Here is a 21531-nt window from a genome sequence, read left to right on the forward strand (position 1 = left end):
CGTTTCAAACTCTAGCCGATCCCTACTCCGAAAAGCGAATCGACCGCAATCCAATAAAACGAACACGCCGAATAGGAACCAAGCCGCGACAAGACGCGACCCAGCCCGAACCGGGAAATGGTGTTTCAAAAGGATTGGCTGTCCCGGGACCGTCCGCGCGGAGATGCGTGTCCGGTGCTCCCAGCCAGGCAGCTCGAAGAACTCTACGCGTGATCGCGACCGGATGCAAACGGGGTGCAAAGGGCCGGCCGGACCCCGGGGAGAGGGGTCCGGCCGGCACGACGGCGGGGCGGGGGATCAGCTGTTGGTGGGGAAGCCGAGGTTGATACCGCCGTGCGAGGGGTCCAGCCAGCGCTGGGTCACGGCCTTGCCGCGGGTGAAGAACTGCACGCCGTCCGGACCGTACGCGTGGGCGTCGCCGAACAGGGAGGCCTTCCAGCCGCCGAAGGAGTAGTAGGCGACCGGGACCGGGATCGGCACGTTGATGCCGACCATGCCGACCTCCACCTCGAACTGGAAGCGCCGGGCCGCGCCGCCGTCGTTGGTGAAGAGGGCGGTGCCGTTGCCGTACGGGTTGGCGTTGATCAGTGCCAGGCCCTCGTCGTAGGAGGCGACGCGCACGACGGAGAGGATCGGGCCGAAGATCTCGTCGTTGTAGACGGACATGCCCGGCTTCACGTGGTCGAACAGGGTGGGGCCGAGCCAGAAGCCATCCGAGGTCGGGGCGCCGTTCTCGTCCTCGGCGGTGACCGGGTGCTTGCGGCCGTCCACGGCGAGCTCGGCGCCGTCGGCGACCCCGGACTCGACGTAGGAGGTGACCTTGTCGCGGTGCTGGCCGGTGACCAGCGGGCCCATCTCGGAGTCGCCGTTGCAGCCGGGGCCGACCTTCAGGGTGGCGATCCGCTGCTTGATCTTGTCGACCAGCTCGTCGCCGATCGGGTCGACCGCGACCAGGACGGACACGGCCATGCAGCGCTCGCCGGCCGCGCCGAAGCCCGCATTGACGGCGGCGTCGGCGGCCAGGTCGAGGTCGGCGTCGGGCAGGACCAGCATGTGGTTCTTGGCGCCGCCCAGGGCCTGCACGCGCTTGCCGTAGCGCGTACCGGTCTCGTAGACGTAGCGGGCGATCGGGGTGGAGCCGACGAAGCTGACGGACTTGACGTCCGGGTGCTCCAGCAGGCGGTCCACGGCGGCCTTGTCGCCGTGCACGACGTTGAAGACGCCGTCCGGCAGGCCGGCCTCCTTCCACAGCCCGGCGAGGAAGTTGGCGGCGGACGGGTCCTTCTCCGAGGGCTTCAGGACGACGGTGTTGCCGGCCGCGATGGCGAGCGGGAAGAACCACATCGGCACCATGGCCGGGAAGTTGAACGGCGAGATGATCGCGACCGGGCCGAGCGGCTGGCGGATCGAGTAGACGTCGACGCCGGTGGACGCCTGCTCGGTGAAGCCGCCCTTGACGAGCTGCGGGATGCCGCAGGCGTACTCGACGACCTCCAGGCCGCGGGCGATCTCGCCGAGCGCGTCGGAGTGGACCTTGCCGTGCTCGGACACGATGATCGCGGCCAGCTCGTCGCGGCGGGCGTTCAGCAGCTCGCGGAAGGCGAACAGCACGGTGGTGCGCTTGGCGACCGAGGCGGTGCGCCACTCGGCGAAGGCCGAGGCGGCGGCGGCCACGGCCTGGTCGACCTCGGCGATCCCGGCGAAGTCGACCTGGCCGGCGACCTGGCCGGTGGCCGGGTCGAAGATGTCACCGCGGCGGGGCGCCGCGCCGGCGGTGGCGACGGGCTCGCCGCCGATCCAGTGAGTGATGTGCTTGCTCAAGTCCGTCTGCCTCCGAAGTCCCGGGCGGCGTCCTGCCGCCGGTCCTGTCTGGCGCCGCCCGCGAGTGGGCCGGGCGACGGGATTCACGGGGCTACCGCGCTCGTCTCCAGTCTGGTGGCCGCCGCGCCAGGCCTCAACGAACAGGCTGACGGGGATCGCGGATTCAGCCTTACAGGTCGTCCGGTTGCTCGGCCGAACGCGTGAGAGAGCACGAACGTGTGAAGCCGGACCCGCAAGGACGAACGCGCGAGGACGAACACGCGAGGACGGACGCGCAGCAACGAACCCGCAAGACGAGCGCGCAAGGACGAAGCGCCGCCACCCCGCGTTCAGGACTCCTCGTCCTCCAGGTACGGGTCGTGCAGACCGTCGGCCGCCTCCTGGGTCTCCAGCAGGTCCAGCCGCAGGTCCTGGGCCCAGGCGAGCGCCCACCGCTTCAGCCCGCCGACCGCTCGTGCCGCGACACCCCGGGCCCGGAACCGGCCGTCCGCCGCCTCGGCCAGCGTCTCCAGCCGGTCGGCGAGCGCCGCGGGCTGGAAGTCTGCGTCCAATTCGGCTGCCAGTGCGAGGAGTTCGCCCTCCCGGTAGCAGTCGGTGAGGGCGTGCACATCGACCAGGTCCCGCGGCATGCCGCGGTCCACCAGCAGCGCGGTGGTGAGCGCGGCGGCGTCCTCCAGGGCGACGACCGGCAGGACCACCGGCAGGACGACTGGCAGCGCCACCGGCGGGACCGCCGACAGCGCCACCGCCGGCTCGCCGGGCGGGGGCGCGGCAAGGTCGAAGCGCACCGGCCGGTGGGCCAGCGGCTCCTTCCGCAGCTCCACCGAGTGCGACCGCCCGCCGAGCGCGAGCCGGACGGTGAGCTGCTCCAGTCGCGGCGTGCCCGGGCGTTCGGCGACCCCGCCGCCGGCCGCGCGGTAGGCCTCGCCCAGCGCGGCGGCCACCTCCGGCAGGTCGGCCCTGCCGGTCACCAGGGTGAGGCCGTCCTGCGGGCAGGCCGCGACGCCGTGGGCGCGCAGCGCGTGCCCGCCGGCCAGGGCGAGCCCGTACCGGTCGCAGACTGGGGCCGCCAGTGCGGCGAGGCGCAGCTGGGCCGGGCCCGGTCGAAGGGGCGCGTCGACGGCGTCCGGGGCGGTGGTCACGTTTCCAGTCTGACGCGACCGCCCGCCCCGCGCGCCACCGCCGGCCGGGGCCGGAGCCCGGACCGCGGGATCACCAGCCGCTGAGCCCGGCCGCGGCCTCGTGCAGGGCGAGTTCCAGCAGCACCGGGTCGTTGAGCCGTCCGGAGCCGTCGGGCGGGACCAGCCAGCGCACCCCGCGGCTGCGGCGCTCGGGGTGCGGGACGACGATCCAGGTGCCCTCCCCCGCGCTGCGCACGCCCGTGCCGATCCAGCGGGCGGCGGTGCCGACGGGGACCAGGAAGCTGACGTGCTCGTCCCCGAAGTCGGTGAGGACGGGGCCGCAGGAGCCGGTGTCCAGGATCTCCAGGGCCGGGCGCCCGAGCCGTCCGGGGACGGAGAGGACGTCCCAGCGGCGGCCGGCCGGTAGCAGCATCAGCCCCAGTCCGGTGCGCTCCCATTGCTCCCGGAAGGCCTCCGGGTCCGGTGCCACCTGGGCGAGCCAGTGCAGTCCGGTGCTCTCCATGTCTGTCCCCGCTTCTTGCCGCTGGTTCCGGTCGGGTCGTCCCGGTCGGGACGCGGCGGGGAGACCGAGACCCGCCGTCACCAAGGAGAGGCGGACGGCGGGTCTCTCTTACACGGATAACACGGATGACACGGATAACGCGGACAACGGGGTCAGCTGTCGAAGCCGAGCCCCATGCGGTCGAGCGTGCGCAGCCAGAGGTTGCGGTGGCCGCCGTTGCGGTCCGCGCGCTCCAGCGAGCGGGTGGTGATCTCGATCCCGGCCCAGCGCACCGGCTCGGGCGGGAACGGCAGCGGCTTGCTGCGCACCATGTCCAGCGAGGTGCGCTCGGTGCGCTCGCCGGACAGCAGGTCGAGCATCACCTCGGCGCCGAAGCGCGTCGCGCCGACGCCGAGCCCGGTGTACCCGGCCGCGTACGCGACCTTGCCCCGGTAGGCGGTGTCGAAGAACGCCGAGAACCGGCTGCAGGTGTCGATGGCGCCGCCCCAGGCGTGGGTGAACCGCAGGCCCTCCAGCTGCGGGAAGCAGCGGAAGAAGTGGTTCGCCAGCGTGCGGAAGGTCTCCGGCCGCTGGTCGTACTCGTGCCGGACGTGGCCGCCGTAGTGGTAGACGGCGTCGTAGCCGCCCCACAGGATCCGGTTGTCGGCGGAGAGCCGGAAGTAGTGGAACTTGTTGGCGCTGTCGCCGAGTCCCTGCCGGCCGCGCCAGCCGATCGCGGCGAGCTGTTCGTCGCTGAGCGGCTCGGTCATCAGCGCGTAGTCGTACACCGGCACGACGTACGGCCGGACCCTCTTGACCAGCGACGGGAACACGTTGGTACCGAGTGCGACGCGCCGGGCGAAGACCCGTCCGTACGGGGTGCGGACGGCCATGCCGCTGCCGTACTCCCGCAGGTCGGTGGCCCGGGTGTGCTCGAAGATCCGCACGCCCTGGCCGAGGCAGGCGTCCCGCAGGCCCCAGGCGAGCTTGGCGGGGTGGACCATCGCCACGCCCTCCTTGTCCCAGAGGCCGCCGAGGAAGGTCGGCGAGTCGACCTCGGCGCGCAACTCGTCGGCGTCCAGGACGGTGATGTCGAAGCCGTACCGGGCGACGGCCTCGGCGATCTCGTGGAGTTCCTCGACCTGGTGCGGCTGGGTGGCGACGTCGATCTCGCCGGTGCGCTCCCACTCGGCGTCGATGCCGTAGCGCTTGAGGGTGGCCTCGATGCCGTCCAGGTTGGCGGCACCGAGGCGTTCCAGCTGGGCGAGTTCGGCGGGCCAGCGTTGCAGGCCGTTGCCGAAGCCGTGGGTGAGGCTGGCCGCGCAGAATCCGCCGTTGCGCCCGGACGCGGCCCACCCGACCTCGTTGCCCTCAACCAGCACGACGTCCAGCGAGGGGTCGCGTTCCTTGGCGATGAGGGCGGTCCAGAGGCCGGAGTAGCCGCCGCCGACGACCAGCAGGTCGCAGGTGGTGTCGCCGACCAGGGCGGGCAGCGCCGCCGGCCGGCCCGGGTCCTCCAGCCAGAAGGGGGTGGGCCTGGCGTCACTGAGTGCGCGGGCGGAGTCCATGCATTATCAGCCACTTTCTGTACTTAGGCGATGATTTGTTCGGCCACCACACCCGACCGTACGTCAGGCGGTGGCCTTCCGGCGGTTGCCCAGCCACTGGCCGCCGACGGTCAGCGCGACGGCGGCGATGAACATCGCGGTGCCGATGACGTTCACCTGCACCGGGATGCCGCGCTGCGACGCGCCCCAGACGAACATCGGGAAGGTGACCGTGGTCGGGCCCGAGTTGAACTGGGTGATGATGAAGTCGTCGAAGGAGAGCGCGAAGCTGAGCAGCGCTCCCGCCGCGATGCCGGGGGAGGCCAGCGGCAGGGTGACCCGCAGGAAGGTCTGGGTGGGGGTCGCGTAGAGGTCCTGGGCGGCCTGTTCGAGCCTCGGGTCCATGCTCATCACGCGGGCCTTGACGGCCGTCACCACGAAGCTGAGGCAGAACATGATGTGCGCGATGAGGATGGTGGTGAAGCCGAACGGGATGCGCATGTTGAGGAACAGCGTCCCGAGCGAGGCGGCCATGACCACCTCGGGCATGGCCATCGGCAGGAAGATCATCGCGGTGGTGGCCGAGCGGCCGCGGAAGCGGTAGCGGGCCAGCGCGAAGGCGACCATGGTGCCGAGCACGGTGGCGCCGATGGTGGCGAGCACCGCGATCTGCAGGCTGAGCGAGAGCGACTGGCACATGTCGGCCACGCCGCAGGGGTTGGTCCAGGCGTCGGTGGAGAACTCGTTCCACTCGTAGTTGAACTTGCCGACCGGCTTGTTGAACGAGAAGGCGAGCACGACCAGGTTGGGCAGCACCAGGTAGGCGAGGGCCAGCAGGCCGGCCAGCACCACCAGGTGGGCGCGTATCCACTTGGTAATCCGGGACATCAGACCAGTTCCTCCGTCCCGGCCTTGCGCATGTAGACCGTCACCATGCCCAGGATCAGGGCCATCAGGATGAAGCTCAGTGCGGCAGCCGTGGGGTAGTCGAGCACGTTCAGGAACTGCTTCTGGATGCCGTTGCCGACCATCTGCTCGCTCGGCGAGCCCAGCAGCTGGGCGTTGATGTAGTCGCCGGAGGCCGGGATGAAGGTGAGCAGGGTGCCGGCGACCACCCCGGGCAGCGAGATCGGGAAGGTGACCTTGCGGAAGGTGGTGAACGGCCGGGCGTACAGGTCGCCGGCCGCCTCGTGCAGGCGGGGGTCGATCCGCTCCAGCGAGGTGTACAGCGGCAGGATCATGAACGGCAGGAAGTTGTAGGTGAGACCGCAGACCACGGCGAGCGGCGTGGCGAGCACCCGGTCGCCGGAGGTGAGGCCGAGCGCGTTGGTGACGTCCAGGACGTGCAGGGTGTTGAGCACCCCGACCACCGGCCCGCCGTCGGACAGGATGGTCTTCCAGGCCAGCGTGCGGATCAGGAAGCTGGTGAAGAACGGCGCGATGACCAGGATCAGGATGACGTTGCGCCAGCGCTTGCTGGCCTTGAAGGCGATCGTGTACGCGAGCGGGTAGCCGACGGCCAGGCAGAGCACGGTGGCGATGCCCGCGTAGGAGAACGAGCGGACGAAGTGCCACTTGTACTCGACCAGGGCGTCCCAGTAGGTCGCGAGGTGCCAGGTGACCTTGAAGCCCGCTTCGAGCGAGCCGGTCTGCAGCGAGGTGGACGCCTGGTAGACCATCGGGACGGCGAAGAAGACGACGAGCCAGGCGATGCCGGGCAGCAGCAGCCAGTACGCGGTGAGCTTGCGCTTCGGCTTCCGCGCCGGTTCCGCGAGCGGTATGACCTGTGACGGGGCGGCCGGGGTGGTGGTGGTCATGCGGCCTCCTCCGCGGTGCCCGCGTCGATCGCCTGCGCGGCGTCCAGGGCGAAGGAGTGCGCCGGGTTCCAGTGCAGCAGGACGGGCGCGCCGGGGACGATCCGGGCGTCGCGCTCCATGTTCTGCTCGAAGACGGTGACCTCCTGGCCGCCGTCGGTGCGCACCACGTACTGGGTGGAGACGCCGATGAAGCTGGAGTCGAGGACGGTGCCGGCCAGCCGGTTGCGGCCGTCGGCGACCTCGGCGGAGGCGTGCGCGATGGTGATCTTCTCCGGGCGCACGCCCAGGTGGACCTGCCTGGCCTCGGTGGCGCAGCGCGCCTTGGGCACGGCGAGGCGGACGCCGGCCGCGCTGAGCAGCAGGTCGCCGCCGTCGGTGCCGGTGACCTCGGCGGGCAGCAGGTTGGACTGGCCGAGGAAGTTGGCCACGAAGGTGGTGGCGGGGTTCTCGTACAGCTCGGCGGGGGCGCCCAGTTGCTCGACCCGGCCGCCGTTCATCACCGCGATGGTGTCGGCCATCGTCATGGCCTCCTCCTGGTCGTGGGTGACGTGCACGAAGGTGATGCCGACCTCGGTCTGGATCCGCTTGAGCTCCAGCTGCATCTGGCGACGCAGCTTGAGGTCGAGCGCGCCGAGCGGCTCGTCGAGGAGCAGCACCTGGGGGTGGTTGATCAGGGCGCGGGCGACGGCGACGCGCTGCTGCTGGCCGCCGGAGAGCTGGTGCGGCTTGCGCCGGGCGTACTGGCCGAGTTCGACCAGCTCCAGCATCTCCTCGACCTGCTTCTTGACGTCCTTGCGGCCGCGGCGGCGCAGGCCGAAGGCGACGTTCTCGAAGATGTCGAGGTGCGGGAAGAGCGCGTAGCTCTGGAAGACGGTGTTCACCGGCCGCTTGTACGGGGGCAGGGCGGTGACGTCCTGGCCGCCGATCAGGACGGTGCCGCTGGTGGGCTCCTCCAGGCCCGCGATCATGCGCAGGGTGGTGGTCTTGCCGCAGCCGGAGGCGCCGAGCAGGGCGAAGAAGGAGCCCTGCGGGACGGTGAGGTCGAGCGGGTGGACGGCGGTGAAGGCGCCGTAGGTCTTGCCGATGCCGGTGAGGCGGACGTCGCCGCCGGCGGCCGCGTCGCGCTGCTGGTCTGTCATGGGTGTCTTCCTGGGTTCTCTGCCGGGAGTGGGCCGCGCGTGGGGGTCAGGCGCCGATGAGCTTGGAGAACTTCTGCTCGAAGTCGCTCTCCTCGGTCTCGGTGAGGGTGCGGAACACGTGCGACTTGGCCGCCATCTCGGGGGTGGGTACGACCAGCGGGTTGGCCGCGCTGTCCGGGGCGAGGGTGGCGAGTTCGTCCTTCATCCCGGTCACGGCGGAGACGAAGCCGATGCCCGCGACCAGCTGCGCCGCGATCTTCGGCTGATAGTAGAAGTCGATGAGCTTTTCCGCGTTCGCCTTGTGCTGCGCCCGGGCCGGGATCAGCATGTTGTCCGTCGAGGAGACGTAGCCCTTCTCCGGGATGACGAACTCGATGTCCGGGTTGTCGGCGCGCAGTTGGATCAGGTCGCCGCCCCAGGCGACGCAGGCCGCGATGTCGCCGGAGGACAGCTCCTGGCCGTAGTCGTTGCCGGTGAAGCGGCGGATCTGCTTGCTGTCGACGCCCTTCTGCAGCCGGGCAACGGCGGCGTCGTAGTCGTCGGCGGTGAACTTCGCCGGGTCCTTGCCCAGGTCCAGCAGGGTGATCCCGATGCTGTCGCGCATCTCGGAGAGGAAGGTGACCCGGCCCTTGAGGTCGGGGTCGTCCAGCAGTTGGGAGACGCTGGTGACCTCCTTCCCCTTGGTCGCCTTCTTGTTGTAGGCGATGACGACCTGGATGCCGGCCCACGGGTAGGAGTACAGCCGGCCCGGGTCCCAGTCGGGGGCGCGGAAGCGGGAGTCGATGGTGGTGATCGCGGTGGTGACGTTCGCCGGGTTGAGCTTCTGCGCCCAGCCGAGCCGGATCAGCCGGGCGGCCATCCAGTCGGTGAGGACCATCAGGTCGCGTCCGGTGTCCTGGCCGGCCGCGAGCTGCGGCTTGACCTTGCCGAAGAACTCGACGTTGTCGTTGACGTCCTCGTTGTACCTGACCTTGACGCCGGTGGCCGCGGTGAAGGCGTCCAGGGTGCCGTGCTTCTGCTTGTCCTTCTCGTCGGTGTCGATGTACAGCGGCCAGTTGGAGAAGTTGACCACCTTCTCGCTGTCCGAGAGGTCCTTGGCGGCGTTGGCGGTCGAGTCGCCGCCGACGGTCCTGGCCGCCGGGATCCCGCAGGCGGCCAGCGTGCCCGCACCGGCGGTCAGCGCGGCGGCCCGCAGCAGGGTGCGGCGGCCGATCGCGGCCCGGCCGCTGGTCAGGCTGCGTTCCCAGGCCTTGCGGACCGGTTCGGGCAGACCGTCGGTGAACTCGTTGAACGCCATGGAACGGGCCTCCTGGGGGTAAGAGGTCGAATCGGGGCGCCCTGGGGGCGGCGCCCCTGGGCAGGGGTTATCTGTCTCCGAAGACGGTGCGGTGCCAGTCCTTGCGGGCGACCGCGGTGGTGTCGAACATGACGTGCTTGACCTGGGTGTACTCGTCCAGCGAGTACTGGGACATGTCCTTGCCGTAGCCGGACGCCTTGTAGCCGCCGTGCGGCATCTCGCTGATGATCGGGATGTGGTCGTTGACCCAGACGCACCCGGCCGCGATCTCCCGGGTGGCGCGCAGCGAGCGGTGCACGTTGCCCGTCCAGGCGGAGGCGGCCAGGCCGTAGGGGGTGTCGTTGGCCAGCCGCAGGCCCTCGTCGTCGGTGTCGAAGGGCAGCACGACCAGCACCGGGCCGAAGATCTCGCCCTGGACCACCTCGCTGTCCTGGGCGGCGCCGGTGATCAGGGTGGGCGCGTAGTACGCGCCGCGGGTGAGGTCGGTGCCGTCGTGGCCCTTCTCCGGCGCGCGGCCGCCGGTGACCACGGTGGCGTAGGAGCGGGCGCGTTCGACGAAGCCGGCCACCCGGTCCCGGTGGGTGTACGAGACCAGCGGGCCGAGGTCGGTGTGCGGGTTGAGCGGGTCGCCGATCCGGATCGCGGCGTACAGCTCGGCCACGCCGGCCACGAACGCGTCGTACAGCGGGCGCTGGACGTACGCGCGGGTGGCGGCGGTGCAGTCCTGGCCGCCGTTGATCAGCGAGGCGGCGACCGCGCCGTGCACGGCGGCGTCGAGGTCGGCGTCGTCGAAGACCACGAACGGGGCCTTGCCGCCGAGCTCCAGGTGGGTGCGCTTGACGCTCGCGGTGGCGAGTTCGGCGACCCTGCGGCCGACCGGGGTGGAGCCGGTGAAGGACACCATGGCGACGTCCGGGTGCGCGACCAAGTGCTCGCCGGTGGTGCGTCCGGCGCCGGTGACCACGTTGACCACGCCGTCCGGGATGCCCGCCTCGGTGCAGGCCCGGGCGAACATCAGCGAGGTGAGCGGGGTCAGCTCGGACGGCTTGAGCACGATGGTGTTGCCCGCCGCGATCGCCGGCAGGACCTTCCAGGCGGCCATCTGCAGCGGGTAGTTCCACGGCGAGATCGAGCCGACCACGCCGATCGCCTCGCGGCGCACGTAGGAGGTGTGGTCGCCGGAGTACTCGCCGGCCGCCTTGCCCTCCAGGTTGCGGGCGGCGCCGGCGAAGAACGCCACGTTGTCGATGGTGCCGGGGACGTCGAACTCGGTGGCCAGCTTGACCGGCTTGCCGGTCTGCGCGGTCTCCACCCGGGCGAGGTCGGCGCTCGCCGATGCCAGGACGGCGGCCAGTGCGGTCAGCGCCTCGGAGCGGGCACCGGGGGTGGCGCGGGACCAGCCGGGCAGGGCCGCCTTCGCGGCGGCCACGGCCGCGTCGACCTCGCCGGTGGTGGCCAGGGCGACCTGCTCGACCACGCTGCCGTCCGCGGGGTTGACGACCTGGAAGGGCTCGCCGCTCCCCCGGGTCTGACGGCCCGCGATGTACTGCGCGCCCGCGCCGAAGTCGGTCAGGTCCATCTGGTTCCTCCAAGTGCCGGTGGGTCGACTGCCACGGCGATTCTCACGGTTGTGCCGTGGGGGAATCCGACCGGCTGATCACCGGGGTTGCGCGATCCTGGCAGTCCGGCGGACTCCGAACAAGGGATTCCGCTGTTGCATTCCGGCAACGCGATGGATTCCGGCGTGAGGTCTGTTTTTCGCCACAGCCGACCCGCTGACCATGCCCGCTACCGCCCCGGCGTGACAAGGGTCACTGCGACAACCTCGGCGGGTAGGGCCTTACAGGGTGCAAGGGTTCACCGAGGGCGACAGGTCGTCGCCGCGATGGATGATTTACCTGACACTCTGGTCCCTCAAGGCCCTGGAGGCCCGCGATGCTCCCCACCGTCGCCCGCGTGCTCGACCTGGAGGTGATGCGGCGCGGCCTGCCCCAGGTCGTCGCCGGCGCCGACCACCTGGAGCGGCCCGTCCGCTGGGTCCACGTGAGCGAACTGCCCGACGTCGCCGGGATGCTCCAGGGCGGCGAACTGGTGCTCACCACCGGCATCGCGCTGCCCGACGACCGCGAGGGCCTGGCCCGCTACGTCCGCGAACTGGACGAGGTGGGGGTCGCCGGCCTGGTCGTCGAGTACGGCCGGCGCTACTTCGACTCGCTGCCCCGCGCCCTGGTGCACGCCGCCGAACAGCGCGGCCTGCCGCTCATCACGCTCCGCCGCGAGCTGCGCTTCGTCGCCGTCACCGAGGCCGTGCACGCGCTGGTGGTCAACGCCCAGCTGGAGCAGCTGCGCGTCTCCGAGGCCGTCCACCAGGTGTTCAACGAGCTGGTGGTGGAGGGCGCCGAGCCGCCCGAGGTGATCCGCCAGGTGGCCCGGATGGCGGGCGCGCCGGTCGTCCTGGAGAACCTCGCGCACCAGGTGCTCGCCCACGACACCGCCGGCCGCCCGGAGGTCGAACTGCTGGAGGACTGGGAGCGCCGCTCCCGCGGGGTCCGCCCGCCCGGCCGCACCGGGCACGACCCGCGCAGCGGCTGGCTGGTGACCACGGTCGGCGCCCGCGGCCAGGACTGGGGCCGGCTGGTACTGGTGCAGGATCCGGGCCCGCTGCCCGAGAACGAGGCCCACCCGCACACCATGCTGCTGGAGCGCGGCGCCTCCGCGCTGGCACTCAACCGGCTGGTGGTGCGCGACCGGGAGAGCCTGGAGCGGCAGACCCACCGCACCCTGCTGTCCGGCATCCTCACCCACGCGCTGACCGTCTCCGAGGTGGCCCTGCGCGCCCAGGCGCTCGGCGTCCCGCTGGAGGGCCGCCGGCTGGTCGGGGTGGTGCTGCGGCAGCGGCGCGGCCCGATCCCGGCCGCCCTGGAGGCGCAGGCCCGGCTGCGCGACTTCACCGAGCTCGCCGCAGGAGCCGTCCGGGCCTGCCGGCTCTCCGCCCTGGTCGGCGCGCTGGACGACGAGGGCGTCGGCGTGCTGATCACGCTCGGCACCCAGCAGGACGAGCACGCCGCCCTGGACGCCTTCTCGGCCACGCTGCGCCGGATGTCGGCCGAGGCCGGCCGGGACGACGCCGCCGCCGCACCGGCCCCGGTGGTCGCGGTCGGCTCCTCGGTCGGCTCCGTCCGGGACGCCCGGCGCACCCTGCTGGAGGCCACCCAGGTCGCCGACGCGGCCCTGCACGACGCGCCCGGCGGCCGGGCCGCCTCGTACTACCGGCTGCCGGACGTCCGGCTGCGCGGCCTGCTCCACCTGCTGCGCGACGACGCCCGGCTGCAGACCTACGTGGAGCGGGAGCTCGGCCCGCTGCTGACCCACGACGCCGAGCACAACGGCCAGTTGGTGCAGATGCTGCGGATCTACCTGGAGCAGGGCCGGAACAAGTCGGCGGCGGCCGACGCCGCGCACCTGTCCCGGCCGTCCTTCTACGACCGCCTGCACAAGGTCGAGCGGATCCTCGGCGTCGACCTCGACCAGGTGGAGTCCTGCCTCTCCCTGCACGTGGCACTGCTCGCCCTGGACGCCGTCCGCCGCTGACCGCTGCACGCCGGTGGCCTACACGCCGGTGATGCGCCCCCAGACCTTGTGCAGTTCGGGCCGCTCCGCCGAGGTGACGTCGCGCATGGTGTGCAGCCGGGCGCGCATCTCGTCGGTCGGGAAGAGCAGCGGGTTCTCCGCCAGTTCGGCCTTGTCCTTGTCACCGCTGGCCGCCAGCACCTCGCGGGCGGCCGGCACCGGGCAGATGTACTGGACGAACGCGGCGAGTTCGGCGGCCACCTCGGGCTGGTAGTAGTGGTCGATCAGCAGCTCGGCGTTGCGCTTGTGCCGGGCCCGGTTGGGGATCATCAGGCTCTCCGCCCACAGCTCGCCGCCCTCCTGCGGCACCACGAACTCGATGTCCGGGTTCTGGGCGGTCAGTTGGACGGCGTCGCCGGAGTAGGCCTGGCAGGCGACGGCGGCGCCGGAGGCGAGGTCGCTGGTGTAGTCGTTGCCGGTGAAGCGGCGGATGTGGCCGGTGTCGACCATCTTCTGCACGGTGTCCATCGCCCGGTGCGCGTCGTCCTCACCGAACCGGGAGACGTCCGCGCCCTGGGCGAGCATCAGCAGCCCGAGCGCCTCGTCCAGCCCGGCGAACAGGGTGACCCGGCCCTTGAGGTCGGGCGCCCAGAGGTCCGCGGTCGACTTCAGCTCCCGGCCGAGCGCCTTGCGGTTGTACGCGATGCCGGTGATCCCGGACTGCCAGGGCACGCTGCGCCGGCGCCCGGGGTCGAAGGCCGGGTCGGCGAGCTGCGGGTCCAGGTTGGCGGTGACGTTGGGCAGGTTGGCCCGGTCCATGGCCTGCACCCAGCCGAGCGAGACGTACCGGCCGGCCATCCAGTCGCTGACCACCATGAGGTCCCGGCCGGGGTCGGCGCCCTGGGTGAGCACCGGGCTGATCTTGCCGAAGAACTCGTCGTTGTCGTTGATGTCCTCGGTGTAGGTGACCGCGATGCCGGTCCGCTCGGTGAAGGCGTCCAGGGTCGGCCGGTGCCCTTGGTCGTCGGTGTCGATGTACTGGGTCCAGTTGGAGAAGGCGAGCCGCTGCTCGCGGTCCGAACGGTCCTGGACCGAGCGGCGGTCCTCGGCGACGTACGCGGACGGGATGCCGCAGCCGGTCAGCGTGCCGGCGCCGAGCAGCGCGGCCCCGCCGAGCACCGAACGCCGGCGGATCGTACGGGAGTTGTGGGGGCGGGTCGGGGTGGTGCTGCTGGGCATGGGGAAGGCCTCCGGAGCGTGGGACGGCCCCGGGCGTGCGCGACACCCGGGGCCGTCCGGTCGGTACGTCAGACGGTGTGCGCGTCGGCGAGCGACAGCACCTCGTCGAGCACCGCGAGACCGGTCTTGGCCTCCTCCTCGGTGACGGTGCACGGCGGGACGACGTGGAGGCGGTTCATGTTGACGAACGGCCAGAGCCCGCGCTGCTTGCAGGCGGCGGCCAGCTCGGCCATCGGCGCGTTGGCGGCGCCGGCCGCGTTGTACGGGACCAGCGGCTCGCGGGTCCCGCGGTCCTTCACCAGGTCGAGCGCCCAGAACACGCCGAGGCCGCGGACCTCGCCGATCGAGGGGTGCCGCTCGGCCAGCTCCCGCAGGCCGGGGCCGAGCACGGTCTCGCCGATGTGCTTGGCGTTCTCGACGATGCCCTCCTCCGCCATGGCGGTGATGGTGGCGACGGCCGAGGCGCAGGCCAGCGGGTGGCCGGAGTAGGTGAGCCCGCCCGGGAACGCCCGCTCGGCGAAGGTGGCGGCGATCTCGGCGCTGATCGCCACGCCGCCCAGCGGGACGTAGCCCGAGTTGACGCCCTTGGCGAAGGTCAGCAGGTCCGGGGTGACACCCCAGTGGTCGGCCGCGAACCACTCGCCGGTGCGGCCGAAGCCGGCCATCACCTCGTCGAGGATGAACACGATGCCGAAGCGGTCGCAGATCTCCCGGACCCCGGCCAGGTAGCCCGCCGGCGGGATCAGGATGCCCGCGGTGCCGACCACGGTCTCCAGGATGATCGCCGCGATCGTCCCGGGGCCCTCGAAGGCGATCACCTGCTCCAGGTGCTCCAGCGCGCGCTCGCACTCCTGTGCCTCGTTCTCGGCGTGGAAGTTGGAGCGGTAGGCGTACGGGCCCCAGAAGTGCACCACGCCGGAGACGCCGGTCTCGTTGGCCCAGCGGCGCGGGTCGCCGGTGAGGGCGATCGCGTTGGCGGTGGCGCCGTGGTACGAGCGGTAGGCGGACATGACCTTCTGCCGGCCGGTGTGCAGCCGGGCCAGCCGGACGGCGTTCTCGACCGCCTCGGCGCCGCCGTTGGTGAAGAAGATCTTGTCGAGGTCGCCGGGGGTGCGCTCGGCGATCAGCCGGGCGGCCTCGCTGCGCGCCTCGACCGCGAAACCGGGGGCGATGGTGCAGAGCTTCGCCGCCTGCTCCTGGATCGCGGCGACCACCTTCGGGTGCTGGTGACCGATGTTGGTGTTGACCAGCTGCGAGGAGAAGTCGAGGTAGCGGTTGCCGTCGTAGTCCCAGAAGTACGAGCCCTCGGCGCCGGCCACCGCGAGGGGGTCGATCAGCGCCTGGGCGGACCACGAGTGGAAGACGTGCGCGCGGTCGGCGGCCTTGACCGCCTGGCCGGCGGCTGAGTCAGCGGTGGGGATGCTCATGCCGGTAAGGCTAGGGAGTCGCGGCCCCGAAGTGCAGTTTCATCTTGTCAGCCGGTCACGCGAACGGCCGACAGGATGCAAAGACACCGGGCCCGGGTCGAAAGGACCCGGGCCCATTGTCCGTTCACACGATGGACGCGCGATCAGATCGCGGCCATACAGCGCTCGATCGTCACGACCCGCTGGATCGCGGTCATACAGCGCCGACCGTCACGACCCGCTAGATCGCGGTCATACAGCGCCCGACCGTCACGACCCGCTAGATCGCGGTCATGACGTGCTTCACCCGGGTGTAGTCCTCGAAGCCGTACGCGGAGAGGTCCTTGCCGTAGCCGGACTTCTTGAAGCCGCCGTGCGGCATCTCGGCGACCAGCGGGATGTGGGTGTTGATCCAGACGCAGCCGAAGTCCAGCCGGCGCGACATCCGCATGGCGCGGGCGTGGTCCTTGGTCCACACCGAGGAGGCCAGCGCGAAGTCGACGCCGTTGGCGTAGTCGACGGCCTGGTCCTCGTCGGTGAACTTCTGCACGGTGATGACCGGGCCGAAGACCTCGTTCTGGATGATCTCGTCGTCCTGCCGCAGGCCGGAGACGACGGTCGGGGCGTAGAAGTAGCCCTTCTCGCCGACCTGGTGGCCACCGGCCTCGACCTTGGCGTGGGCGGGCAGCCGCTCGATGAAGCCGGCCACCTGCTTCAGCTGGTTGGCGTTGTTCAGCGGGCCGTACAGCACGTCCTCGTCGTCCACGCCGCCGGTCTTGGTCTCGGCCGCGGCCTTGGCCAGCGCCTCGACGAAGGCGTCGTGGATCGACTCGTGCACCAGCACGCGGGTGGCGGCGGTGCAGTCCTGGCCGGCGTTGAAGTAGCCCGCGACCGAGATGCCCTCGACGGCCTCGGCGATGTCGGCGTCCTCGAAGACCACGACCGGGGCCTTGCCGCCCAGCTCCAGGTGGACGCGCTTGACGTCCTTGGAGGCGGACTCGGCGACCTGGATGCCGGCCCGGACCGAACCGGTGATGGAGGCCATCGCCGGGGTCTTGTGCTCGACCATCAGCCGGCCGGTCTCGCGGTCGCCGCAGATCACGTTGAAGACGCCGGCCGGCAGCTCCAGGTCCTTGAGGACGCCGCCGATGATCTCGGCGAGCAGGACGGTGGAAGCCGGGGTGGTGTCCGAGGGCTTCAGGACGACGGTGTTGCCCGCGGCGATGGCCGGGGCGAACTTCCAGACGGCCATCATCATCGGGTAGTTCCACGGCGCGACCTGGGCACAGACGCCGACCGGCTCGCGGCGGACGATCGAGGTCATCCCGTCCATGTACTCCCCGGCGGCCTTGCCCTCCAGCATGCGGGCGGCACCGGCGAAGAAGCGGATCTGGTCCACCATCGGACCGATCTCCTCCGAGAGGGTCAGCCCGCGCGGCTTGCCCGTGTTGCGGACCTCCGCCTCGACGAGCTCGTCGGCCCGGGCCTCGACCGCGTCGGCGATCTTGAGCAGCAGCTTCTGGCGGGTGCTCGGGGTGGCGTCGCGCCAGACCGGGAAGGCGGCGGCGGCCGAGGCCATGGCGGCGTCCACATCGGAGGCACCGGACAGCGGGGACGTCGCGTAGACCTCACCGGTGGTGGGGTCGACGATGTCGAGCGTGCGGCCGTCCGCCGCGTCGACGAACTCACCGTTGATGTAGTTGCGCAGCGTGCGAAGGTCGCTCACGGGGTCTCTCCTCGGTCTGGGCCTGCGGCGTTGCAGTTTCCGGCGCCATGGTACGTCGGCGGGTCCGGCGCACGAAGGGTGTCGGGTGGCCGGGCCCTGGACGGCGCGGTCCACTGGTTTGGGGGAACGCGCGCTGCGCTGCGGGGCTGCGCGCGTACCGTGCCAGGGTAGCCGCATGACTGCTGGTATCGACAGGTGCAGTGCACGTAGGCGATGAAATCCGTACGCGGATTCCAAGATCACGACGAAATCAGCAGATTCCTCGCTTGCGAACAGGAGAACGATCAGGCACAGTGGCGGCGTGGCCAACCGCGACCGGAACGCGAGCGTTCCCCTCGATGCCGCCTCCAAGGCGATCATCGAGCAGCTCCAGGAGGACGGACGCCGCCCGTACGCCGCCATCGGCAAGGCCGTCGGCCTGTCCGAAGCGGCCGTGCGCCAGCGCGTCCAGAAGCTGCTCGACCAGGGCGTGATGCAGATCGTCGCCGTCACGGACCCGCTCACCGTCGGCTTCACCCGCCAGGCGATGGTCGGCATCCGGGTCGAGGGCGACATCGAGCCCGTCGCCGACGCGCTGGCCGCCCTCGACGAGGTCGACTACGTCGTCTGCACCGCAGGCTCGTTCGATCTCCTGGCCGAACTGGTCTGCGAGGACGACGAGCACCTGCTCGAACTGATCAACAAGCGCATCCGCGCGCTTCCCGGCGTGCGGAGCACCGAGAGCTTCGTCTACCTGAAGCTCCGGAAACAGACCTACACCTGGGGCACCCGATGACAGCCGACCCGGCGCAGAAGGACCTTTCCAAGACCGCCTACGACCACCTGTGGATGCACTTCACCCGCATGTCGTCGTACGAGAACTCCCCCGTGCCGACGATCGTCAAGGGCGAAGGCACCTACGTCTGGGACGACAAGGGACGCAAGTACCTCGACGGCCTCGCCGGCCTGTTCGTCGTCCAGGCCGGCCACGGCCGCGAGGAGCTGGCCGAGGCCGCCGCCAAGCAGGCCAAGGAGCTCGCCTTCTTCCCGGTGTGGAGCTACGCCCACCCGAAGGCCGTCGAGCTGGCCGAGCGCCTGGCCAACTACGCCCCGGGCGACCTGAACAAGGTCTTCTTCTCCACCGGTGGCGGCGAGGCCGTCGAGACCGCCTGGAAGCTCGCCAAGCAGTACTTCAAGCTGACCGGCAAGCCGACCAAGTACAAGGTCATCTCGCGCGCCGTCGCCTACCACGGCACCCCGCAGGGCGCCCTGTCGATCACCGGCCTGCCGGGCCTGAAGGCCCCGTTCGAGCCGCTGGTGCCGGGCACCCACAAGGCCCCGAACACCAACATCTACCGCGCCCCCGCCTTCCTCGAAGGCCCGGACGGCACGGTCGACCCCGAGGCCTACGGCCGCTGGTGCGCCGACGAGATCGAGGTGGCCATCCTCAACGAGGGCGCCGAGACCGTCGCCGCCGTCTTCGTCGAGCCGGTGCAGAACGCCGGTGGCTGCTTCCCGCCGCCGCCCGGGTACTTCCAGCGCCTGCGCGAGATCTGCGACCGCCACGACGTGCTGCTGGTCTCGGACGAGGTCATCTGCGCCTTCGGCCGCCTGGGCACCATGTTCGGCGCCGACAAGTTCGGCTACCAGCCCGACATGATCACCTGCGCCAAGGGCATGACCTCGGGCTACTCCCCGATCGGCGCCACGATCATCTCGGACCGCCTCGCCGAGCCGTTCTACAAGGGCGACAACACCTTCCTGCACGGCTACACCTTCGGCGGCCACCCGGTCTCCTCCGCGGTGGCGCTGGCCAACCTCGACATCTTCGAGCGCGAGGGCCTGAACCAGAACGTCCTCGACAACGAGGCCGCGTTCCTGGGCACCCTGAACAAGCTGCGCGACCTGCCGATCGTCGGCGACGTCCGCGGCAACGGGTACTTCTACGGCATCGAGCTCGTGAAGGACAAGGTCACCAAGGAGTCGTTCAACGACGACGAGGTCGAGCGCGTCCTCTACGGCTTCCTGTCGAAGGCCCTCTTCGACAACGGCCTGTACTGCCGCGCCGACGACCGTGGCGACCCGGTCATCCAGCTGGCCCCGCCGCTGATCTCCAACCAGTCGACCTTCGACGAGATCGAGCAGATCCTGCGGACCAGCCTCACCGACGCGTGGGCGAAGATCTGACCCCCTGATCCTCCTTCCCCACCCTCCGCCGAAGGGCGGTCCCACTCCCCCGGGACCGCCCTTCGGCGTTTTCCGGCGCGGACAGCCGATCAAACATGCCTGATTGCGGGTGATTTGCCCGCGATGGACCAGAGCGCCGCAACCGCGCCAGGCCCCAGTCGTTCTAATCTGACGACTGTCATATCCCTGCGGCCACCCAGGATGGAACCTCATGTCAGCGGCACCGCCTGACAACGACGTGCTGTGGGCCCGGGGGATCGTCAAGTCCCATCACGGCACCCCCGCCCTGCGGGGCATCTCGATCGGCGTCCGCGAGGGCGAAGTGCTCGCCGTCACCGGACCGCGCGGCTCCGGCAAGAGCACCCTCCTCGGCTGCCTCTCCGCCCTCCTCACCGTCGACGAGGGCGAGGTCTGGTTCAACAGCGCGCCCGTCCACACCCTCGGCCGGGCCGGGCGCGAACGGCTGCGCCGCGACCGCTTCGGCTTCGTCGGCTCCGAACCCCACCTGGTGCCCGAACTGACCGCCCGGGAGAACGTCGCCCTGCCGCTGCTGCTCGCCGGCGCCGGCAACAAGGCCGCCTACACCGCCGCCGACGAATGGCTGGAACGCCTCGACGTCGGCGAGGTCGCCCGGCAGCGCCCCGACCGGCTGCTCCAGAGCCAGCGCCAGCGGATCGCCGTCGCCCGCGCCCTCGCCCCGCTGCCGCCCGTCGTCTTCGCCGACGACCCCACCGCCCCGCTCCACCGAGAGGCCGCCGACCAGGTCCTGCGGATACTGACCAGCGCGGCCCGGTCGCACCAGCTCACCCTCGTCCTGGCCACTCACGACCCCGAGCTCGTCCGGTTCGCGGACCGCGCCGTCGCCCTCGTCGACGGACGGCTCACCGCCCCCGCCGCCCCCGTCCCGCGCGGCCCCGCCGTCCCGGGGGCGGCCGGCGCGTCCGCCGTCTCGGCCACCCGCCGCTGACGACGCCGAGCCGCTGAAAGAGTCGACGTGTTCTATCTCCGTCTGGCCCGGGGCTACCGGGTGCCCGACCTCGGCCGCTGGCTGCTCACCGTGCTGGCCGCCGCCGTGGTCTCCGCCTTCCTGCTGCGCTCCCTCGGCCGGGCGATGAGCGACCCGCTCGGCGGCGAGGACGCGCTGGTGCGACTGCTCTGGTGCCTGCCCCCGCTCGCCGCCGTCGCCTGGTTCGCGGCCGTCACCGCCCGCGCCGTACCCGCCCAGCGGCCCGAACGGATCACCGGCCTGCGCGCCGCCGGAGCCGGCACCGGCCGGATCCGCACCCTGATCGCCGGTGAGGTCGTGCTCGCCTGCACCCTCGGCAGCGTGCTCACCCTGCTGGTCTTCCTGGTCCTGCGCAACGACATCGCCGGGCCCGCGCTCGCCCCCGATCTCGGCATGGGCGTACCGCTGCCGGCCGTCGCGCCGGTCGCCCTGCTCGCCCTGGTCCCGCTCACCGCCGGGATCGCCGCCGCCTGCGCCGTCCCGCCCACCGAGTACCTGCCCGGCAGCCGCACCCACCGCGGCACCGGCTTCGGCGCGCTGCGGGTCGCCCTGCCGGTCGGGCTCGCCGTGATCGGCCTCGCCCTCGAACTCATCGCCCTGCGGCCCGGCGCCGCCGCCGACGGCCGGCCGATCCACCTGCCCGCCGGGCTCGGCAGCACCAGCACCGCCGCACTCGGCGGCTGGGCCGCCAGCGCGGTCGGACTCGCCCTGCTCACCGGCCCGTTGCTGTCCTGGACGGGACGGCTGCTCGCGCTCGGCCGGCCCACCCCGCTGCGGCTGCTGGCCGGCCGCGGACTCACCGCCCAGGCCCGCCGCCTCGGCCCTCCGCTGGCCGTGCTCACCCTCGCCCTCGCGCTGGTGCTCACCACCATCCGCTACTGGATCGGCACGCCCGACAGCGCCGACGTGCTGCCCGCCGTCGAGGCCTGCCTGGTGCTCGGCTGCGCGGCCGCCGCCGTGGCCGCCCGGCTGGCCGAGGTCCGCACCGACCGCCGGGACGTCACCGACGTGCTGCTGCGCCTCGGCACCTCGCCCCGGCTGCTGTTCGGCGCGGTCGCGCTGCGCACCCTGGCGGTGGGCACCACGCTGCTGGTGACCGGCGGGGCGACCGCCGCACTGGCAGCCGCCGGCCTGCGCTGACTTCCCAGCCTGCGGTGATTGCCCGGCCTGCGGT

Annotated in this window: 17 protein-coding genes; 5 read left to right on the forward strand and 12 right to left on the reverse strand. The window is 71.4% G+C overall.

The window, feature by feature from the left end:
* Positions 1-297: 297 nt before the first annotated feature.
* The 9 genes from AB0P03_RS27740 to AB0P03_RS27780 all read right to left on the reverse strand — a co-directional run bounded on the left by AB0P03_RS27740 (position 298) and on the right by AB0P03_RS27780 (position 10823).
* Positions 298-1821 (reverse strand): CoA-acylating methylmalonate-semialdehyde dehydrogenase, encoded by a 1524-nt coding sequence (locus AB0P03_RS27740; protein ID WP_350882849.1) that lies wholly within the window; start codon positions 1819-1821, stop codon positions 298-300.
* A gap of 329 nt (positions 1822-2150) precedes the next feature.
* Positions 2151-2963 carry a nucleotidyl transferase AbiEii/AbiGii toxin family protein gene (locus AB0P03_RS27745; protein ID WP_363631463.1) on the reverse strand — a complete coding sequence of 271 codons (813 nt, stop codon included), beginning with the start codon at positions 2961-2963 and terminating at the stop codon, positions 2151-2153.
* 70 nt (positions 2964-3033) lie between these two features.
* Positions 3034-3465 carry a hypothetical protein gene (locus AB0P03_RS27750; protein WP_363585759.1) on the reverse strand — a complete coding sequence of 144 codons (432 nt, stop codon included), beginning with the start codon at positions 3463-3465 and terminating at the stop codon, positions 3034-3036.
* A 152-nt stretch (positions 3466-3617) separates the two neighbouring features.
* Positions 3618-5012, reverse strand: coding sequence for an FAD-dependent oxidoreductase (locus AB0P03_RS27755; protein WP_363585758.1), 1395 nt, complete (start codon positions 5010-5012; stop codon positions 3618-3620).
* A gap of 63 nt (positions 5013-5075) precedes the next feature.
* Positions 5076-5879 (reverse strand): ABC transporter permease, encoded by an 804-nt coding sequence (locus AB0P03_RS27760; protein ID WP_363585757.1) that lies wholly within the window; start codon positions 5877-5879, stop codon positions 5076-5078.
* Positions 5879-6808: an ABC transporter permease gene (locus AB0P03_RS27765; RefSeq protein ID WP_350882859.1), complete on the reverse strand. Its 930-nt coding sequence runs from the start codon at positions 6806-6808 to the stop codon at positions 5879-5881. The genes AB0P03_RS27760 and AB0P03_RS27765 overlap by 1 nt, the downstream gene beginning before the upstream one ends.
* The gene (locus AB0P03_RS27770) at positions 6805-7947 is read right to left on the reverse strand and encodes an ABC transporter ATP-binding protein (protein WP_363585756.1); all 1143 of its coding nucleotides are present in this window, start codon (positions 7945-7947) and stop codon (positions 6805-6807) included. The genes AB0P03_RS27765 and AB0P03_RS27770 overlap by 4 nt, the downstream gene beginning before the upstream one ends.
* 46 nt (positions 7948-7993) lie before the next feature.
* Positions 7994-9244, reverse strand: a complete 1251-nt coding sequence (locus tag AB0P03_RS27775) for a spermidine/putrescine ABC transporter substrate-binding protein (protein WP_363585755.1) — start codon at positions 9242-9244, stop codon at positions 7994-7996.
* A 67-nt stretch (positions 9245-9311) separates the two neighbouring features.
* Positions 9312-10823, reverse strand: coding sequence for a gamma-aminobutyraldehyde dehydrogenase (locus tag AB0P03_RS27780; protein ID WP_363585754.1), 1512 nt, complete (start codon positions 10821-10823; stop codon positions 9312-9314).
* Positions 10824-11179: 356 nt separating this feature from the next.
* Between AB0P03_RS27780 and AB0P03_RS27785 the strand changes: the two genes are divergently transcribed.
* Positions 11180-12835, forward strand: coding sequence for a PucR family transcriptional regulator (locus AB0P03_RS27785; RefSeq protein ID WP_363631465.1), 1656 nt, complete (start codon positions 11180-11182; stop codon positions 12833-12835).
* 18 nt (positions 12836-12853) lie between these two features.
* Here the strand turns inward: AB0P03_RS27785 and AB0P03_RS27790 are convergent, their stop codons facing one another.
* From AB0P03_RS27790 to AB0P03_RS27800, 3 genes are all read right to left on the reverse strand, one after another.
* Positions 12854-14053, reverse strand: a complete 1200-nt coding sequence (locus AB0P03_RS27790) for a spermidine/putrescine ABC transporter substrate-binding protein (RefSeq protein WP_063347658.1) — start codon at positions 14051-14053, stop codon at positions 12854-12856.
* A 68-nt stretch (positions 14054-14121) separates the two neighbouring features.
* Positions 14122-15480: an aspartate aminotransferase family protein gene (locus AB0P03_RS27795; protein WP_363585753.1), complete on the reverse strand. Its 1359-nt coding sequence runs from the start codon at positions 15478-15480 to the stop codon at positions 14122-14124.
* 259 nt (positions 15481-15739) lie between these two features.
* Positions 15740-17185 (reverse strand): gamma-aminobutyraldehyde dehydrogenase, encoded by a 1446-nt coding sequence (locus tag AB0P03_RS27800; protein WP_363585752.1) that lies wholly within the window; start codon positions 17183-17185, stop codon positions 15740-15742.
* Between the two features lie 301 nt (positions 17186-17486).
* Between AB0P03_RS27800 and AB0P03_RS27805 the strand changes: the two genes are divergently transcribed.
* The 4 genes from AB0P03_RS27805 (at position 17487) to AB0P03_RS27820 (ending at position 21497) form a co-directional block, all read left to right on the forward strand.
* Positions 17487-17960, forward strand: a complete 474-nt coding sequence (locus AB0P03_RS27805) for an Lrp/AsnC family transcriptional regulator (RefSeq protein WP_030243538.1) — start codon at positions 17487-17489, stop codon at positions 17958-17960.
* Positions 17957-19351 (forward strand): aspartate aminotransferase family protein, encoded by a 1395-nt coding sequence (locus AB0P03_RS27810; RefSeq protein WP_350882875.1) that lies wholly within the window; start codon positions 17957-17959, stop codon positions 19349-19351. Before AB0P03_RS27805 ends, AB0P03_RS27810 begins: the two co-directional genes overlap by 4 nt.
* A gap of 211 nt (positions 19352-19562) precedes the next feature.
* The gene (locus tag AB0P03_RS27815; protein WP_363631467.1) at positions 19563-20318 is read left to right on the forward strand and encodes an ATP-binding cassette domain-containing protein; all 756 of its coding nucleotides are present in this window, start codon (positions 19563-19565) and stop codon (positions 20316-20318) included.
* Between the two features lie 27 nt (positions 20319-20345).
* Positions 20346-21497 carry a hypothetical protein gene (locus tag AB0P03_RS27820; RefSeq protein ID WP_363585750.1) on the forward strand — a complete coding sequence of 384 codons (1152 nt, stop codon included), beginning with the start codon at positions 20346-20348 and terminating at the stop codon, positions 21495-21497.
* The last annotated feature ends 34 nt before the right edge of the window (positions 21498-21531 follow it).

Source organism: Kitasatospora sp. NPDC088779 (assembly GCF_040685395.1).
Classification (GTDB): domain Bacteria; phylum Actinomycetota; class Actinomycetes; order Streptomycetales; family Streptomycetaceae; genus Kitasatospora.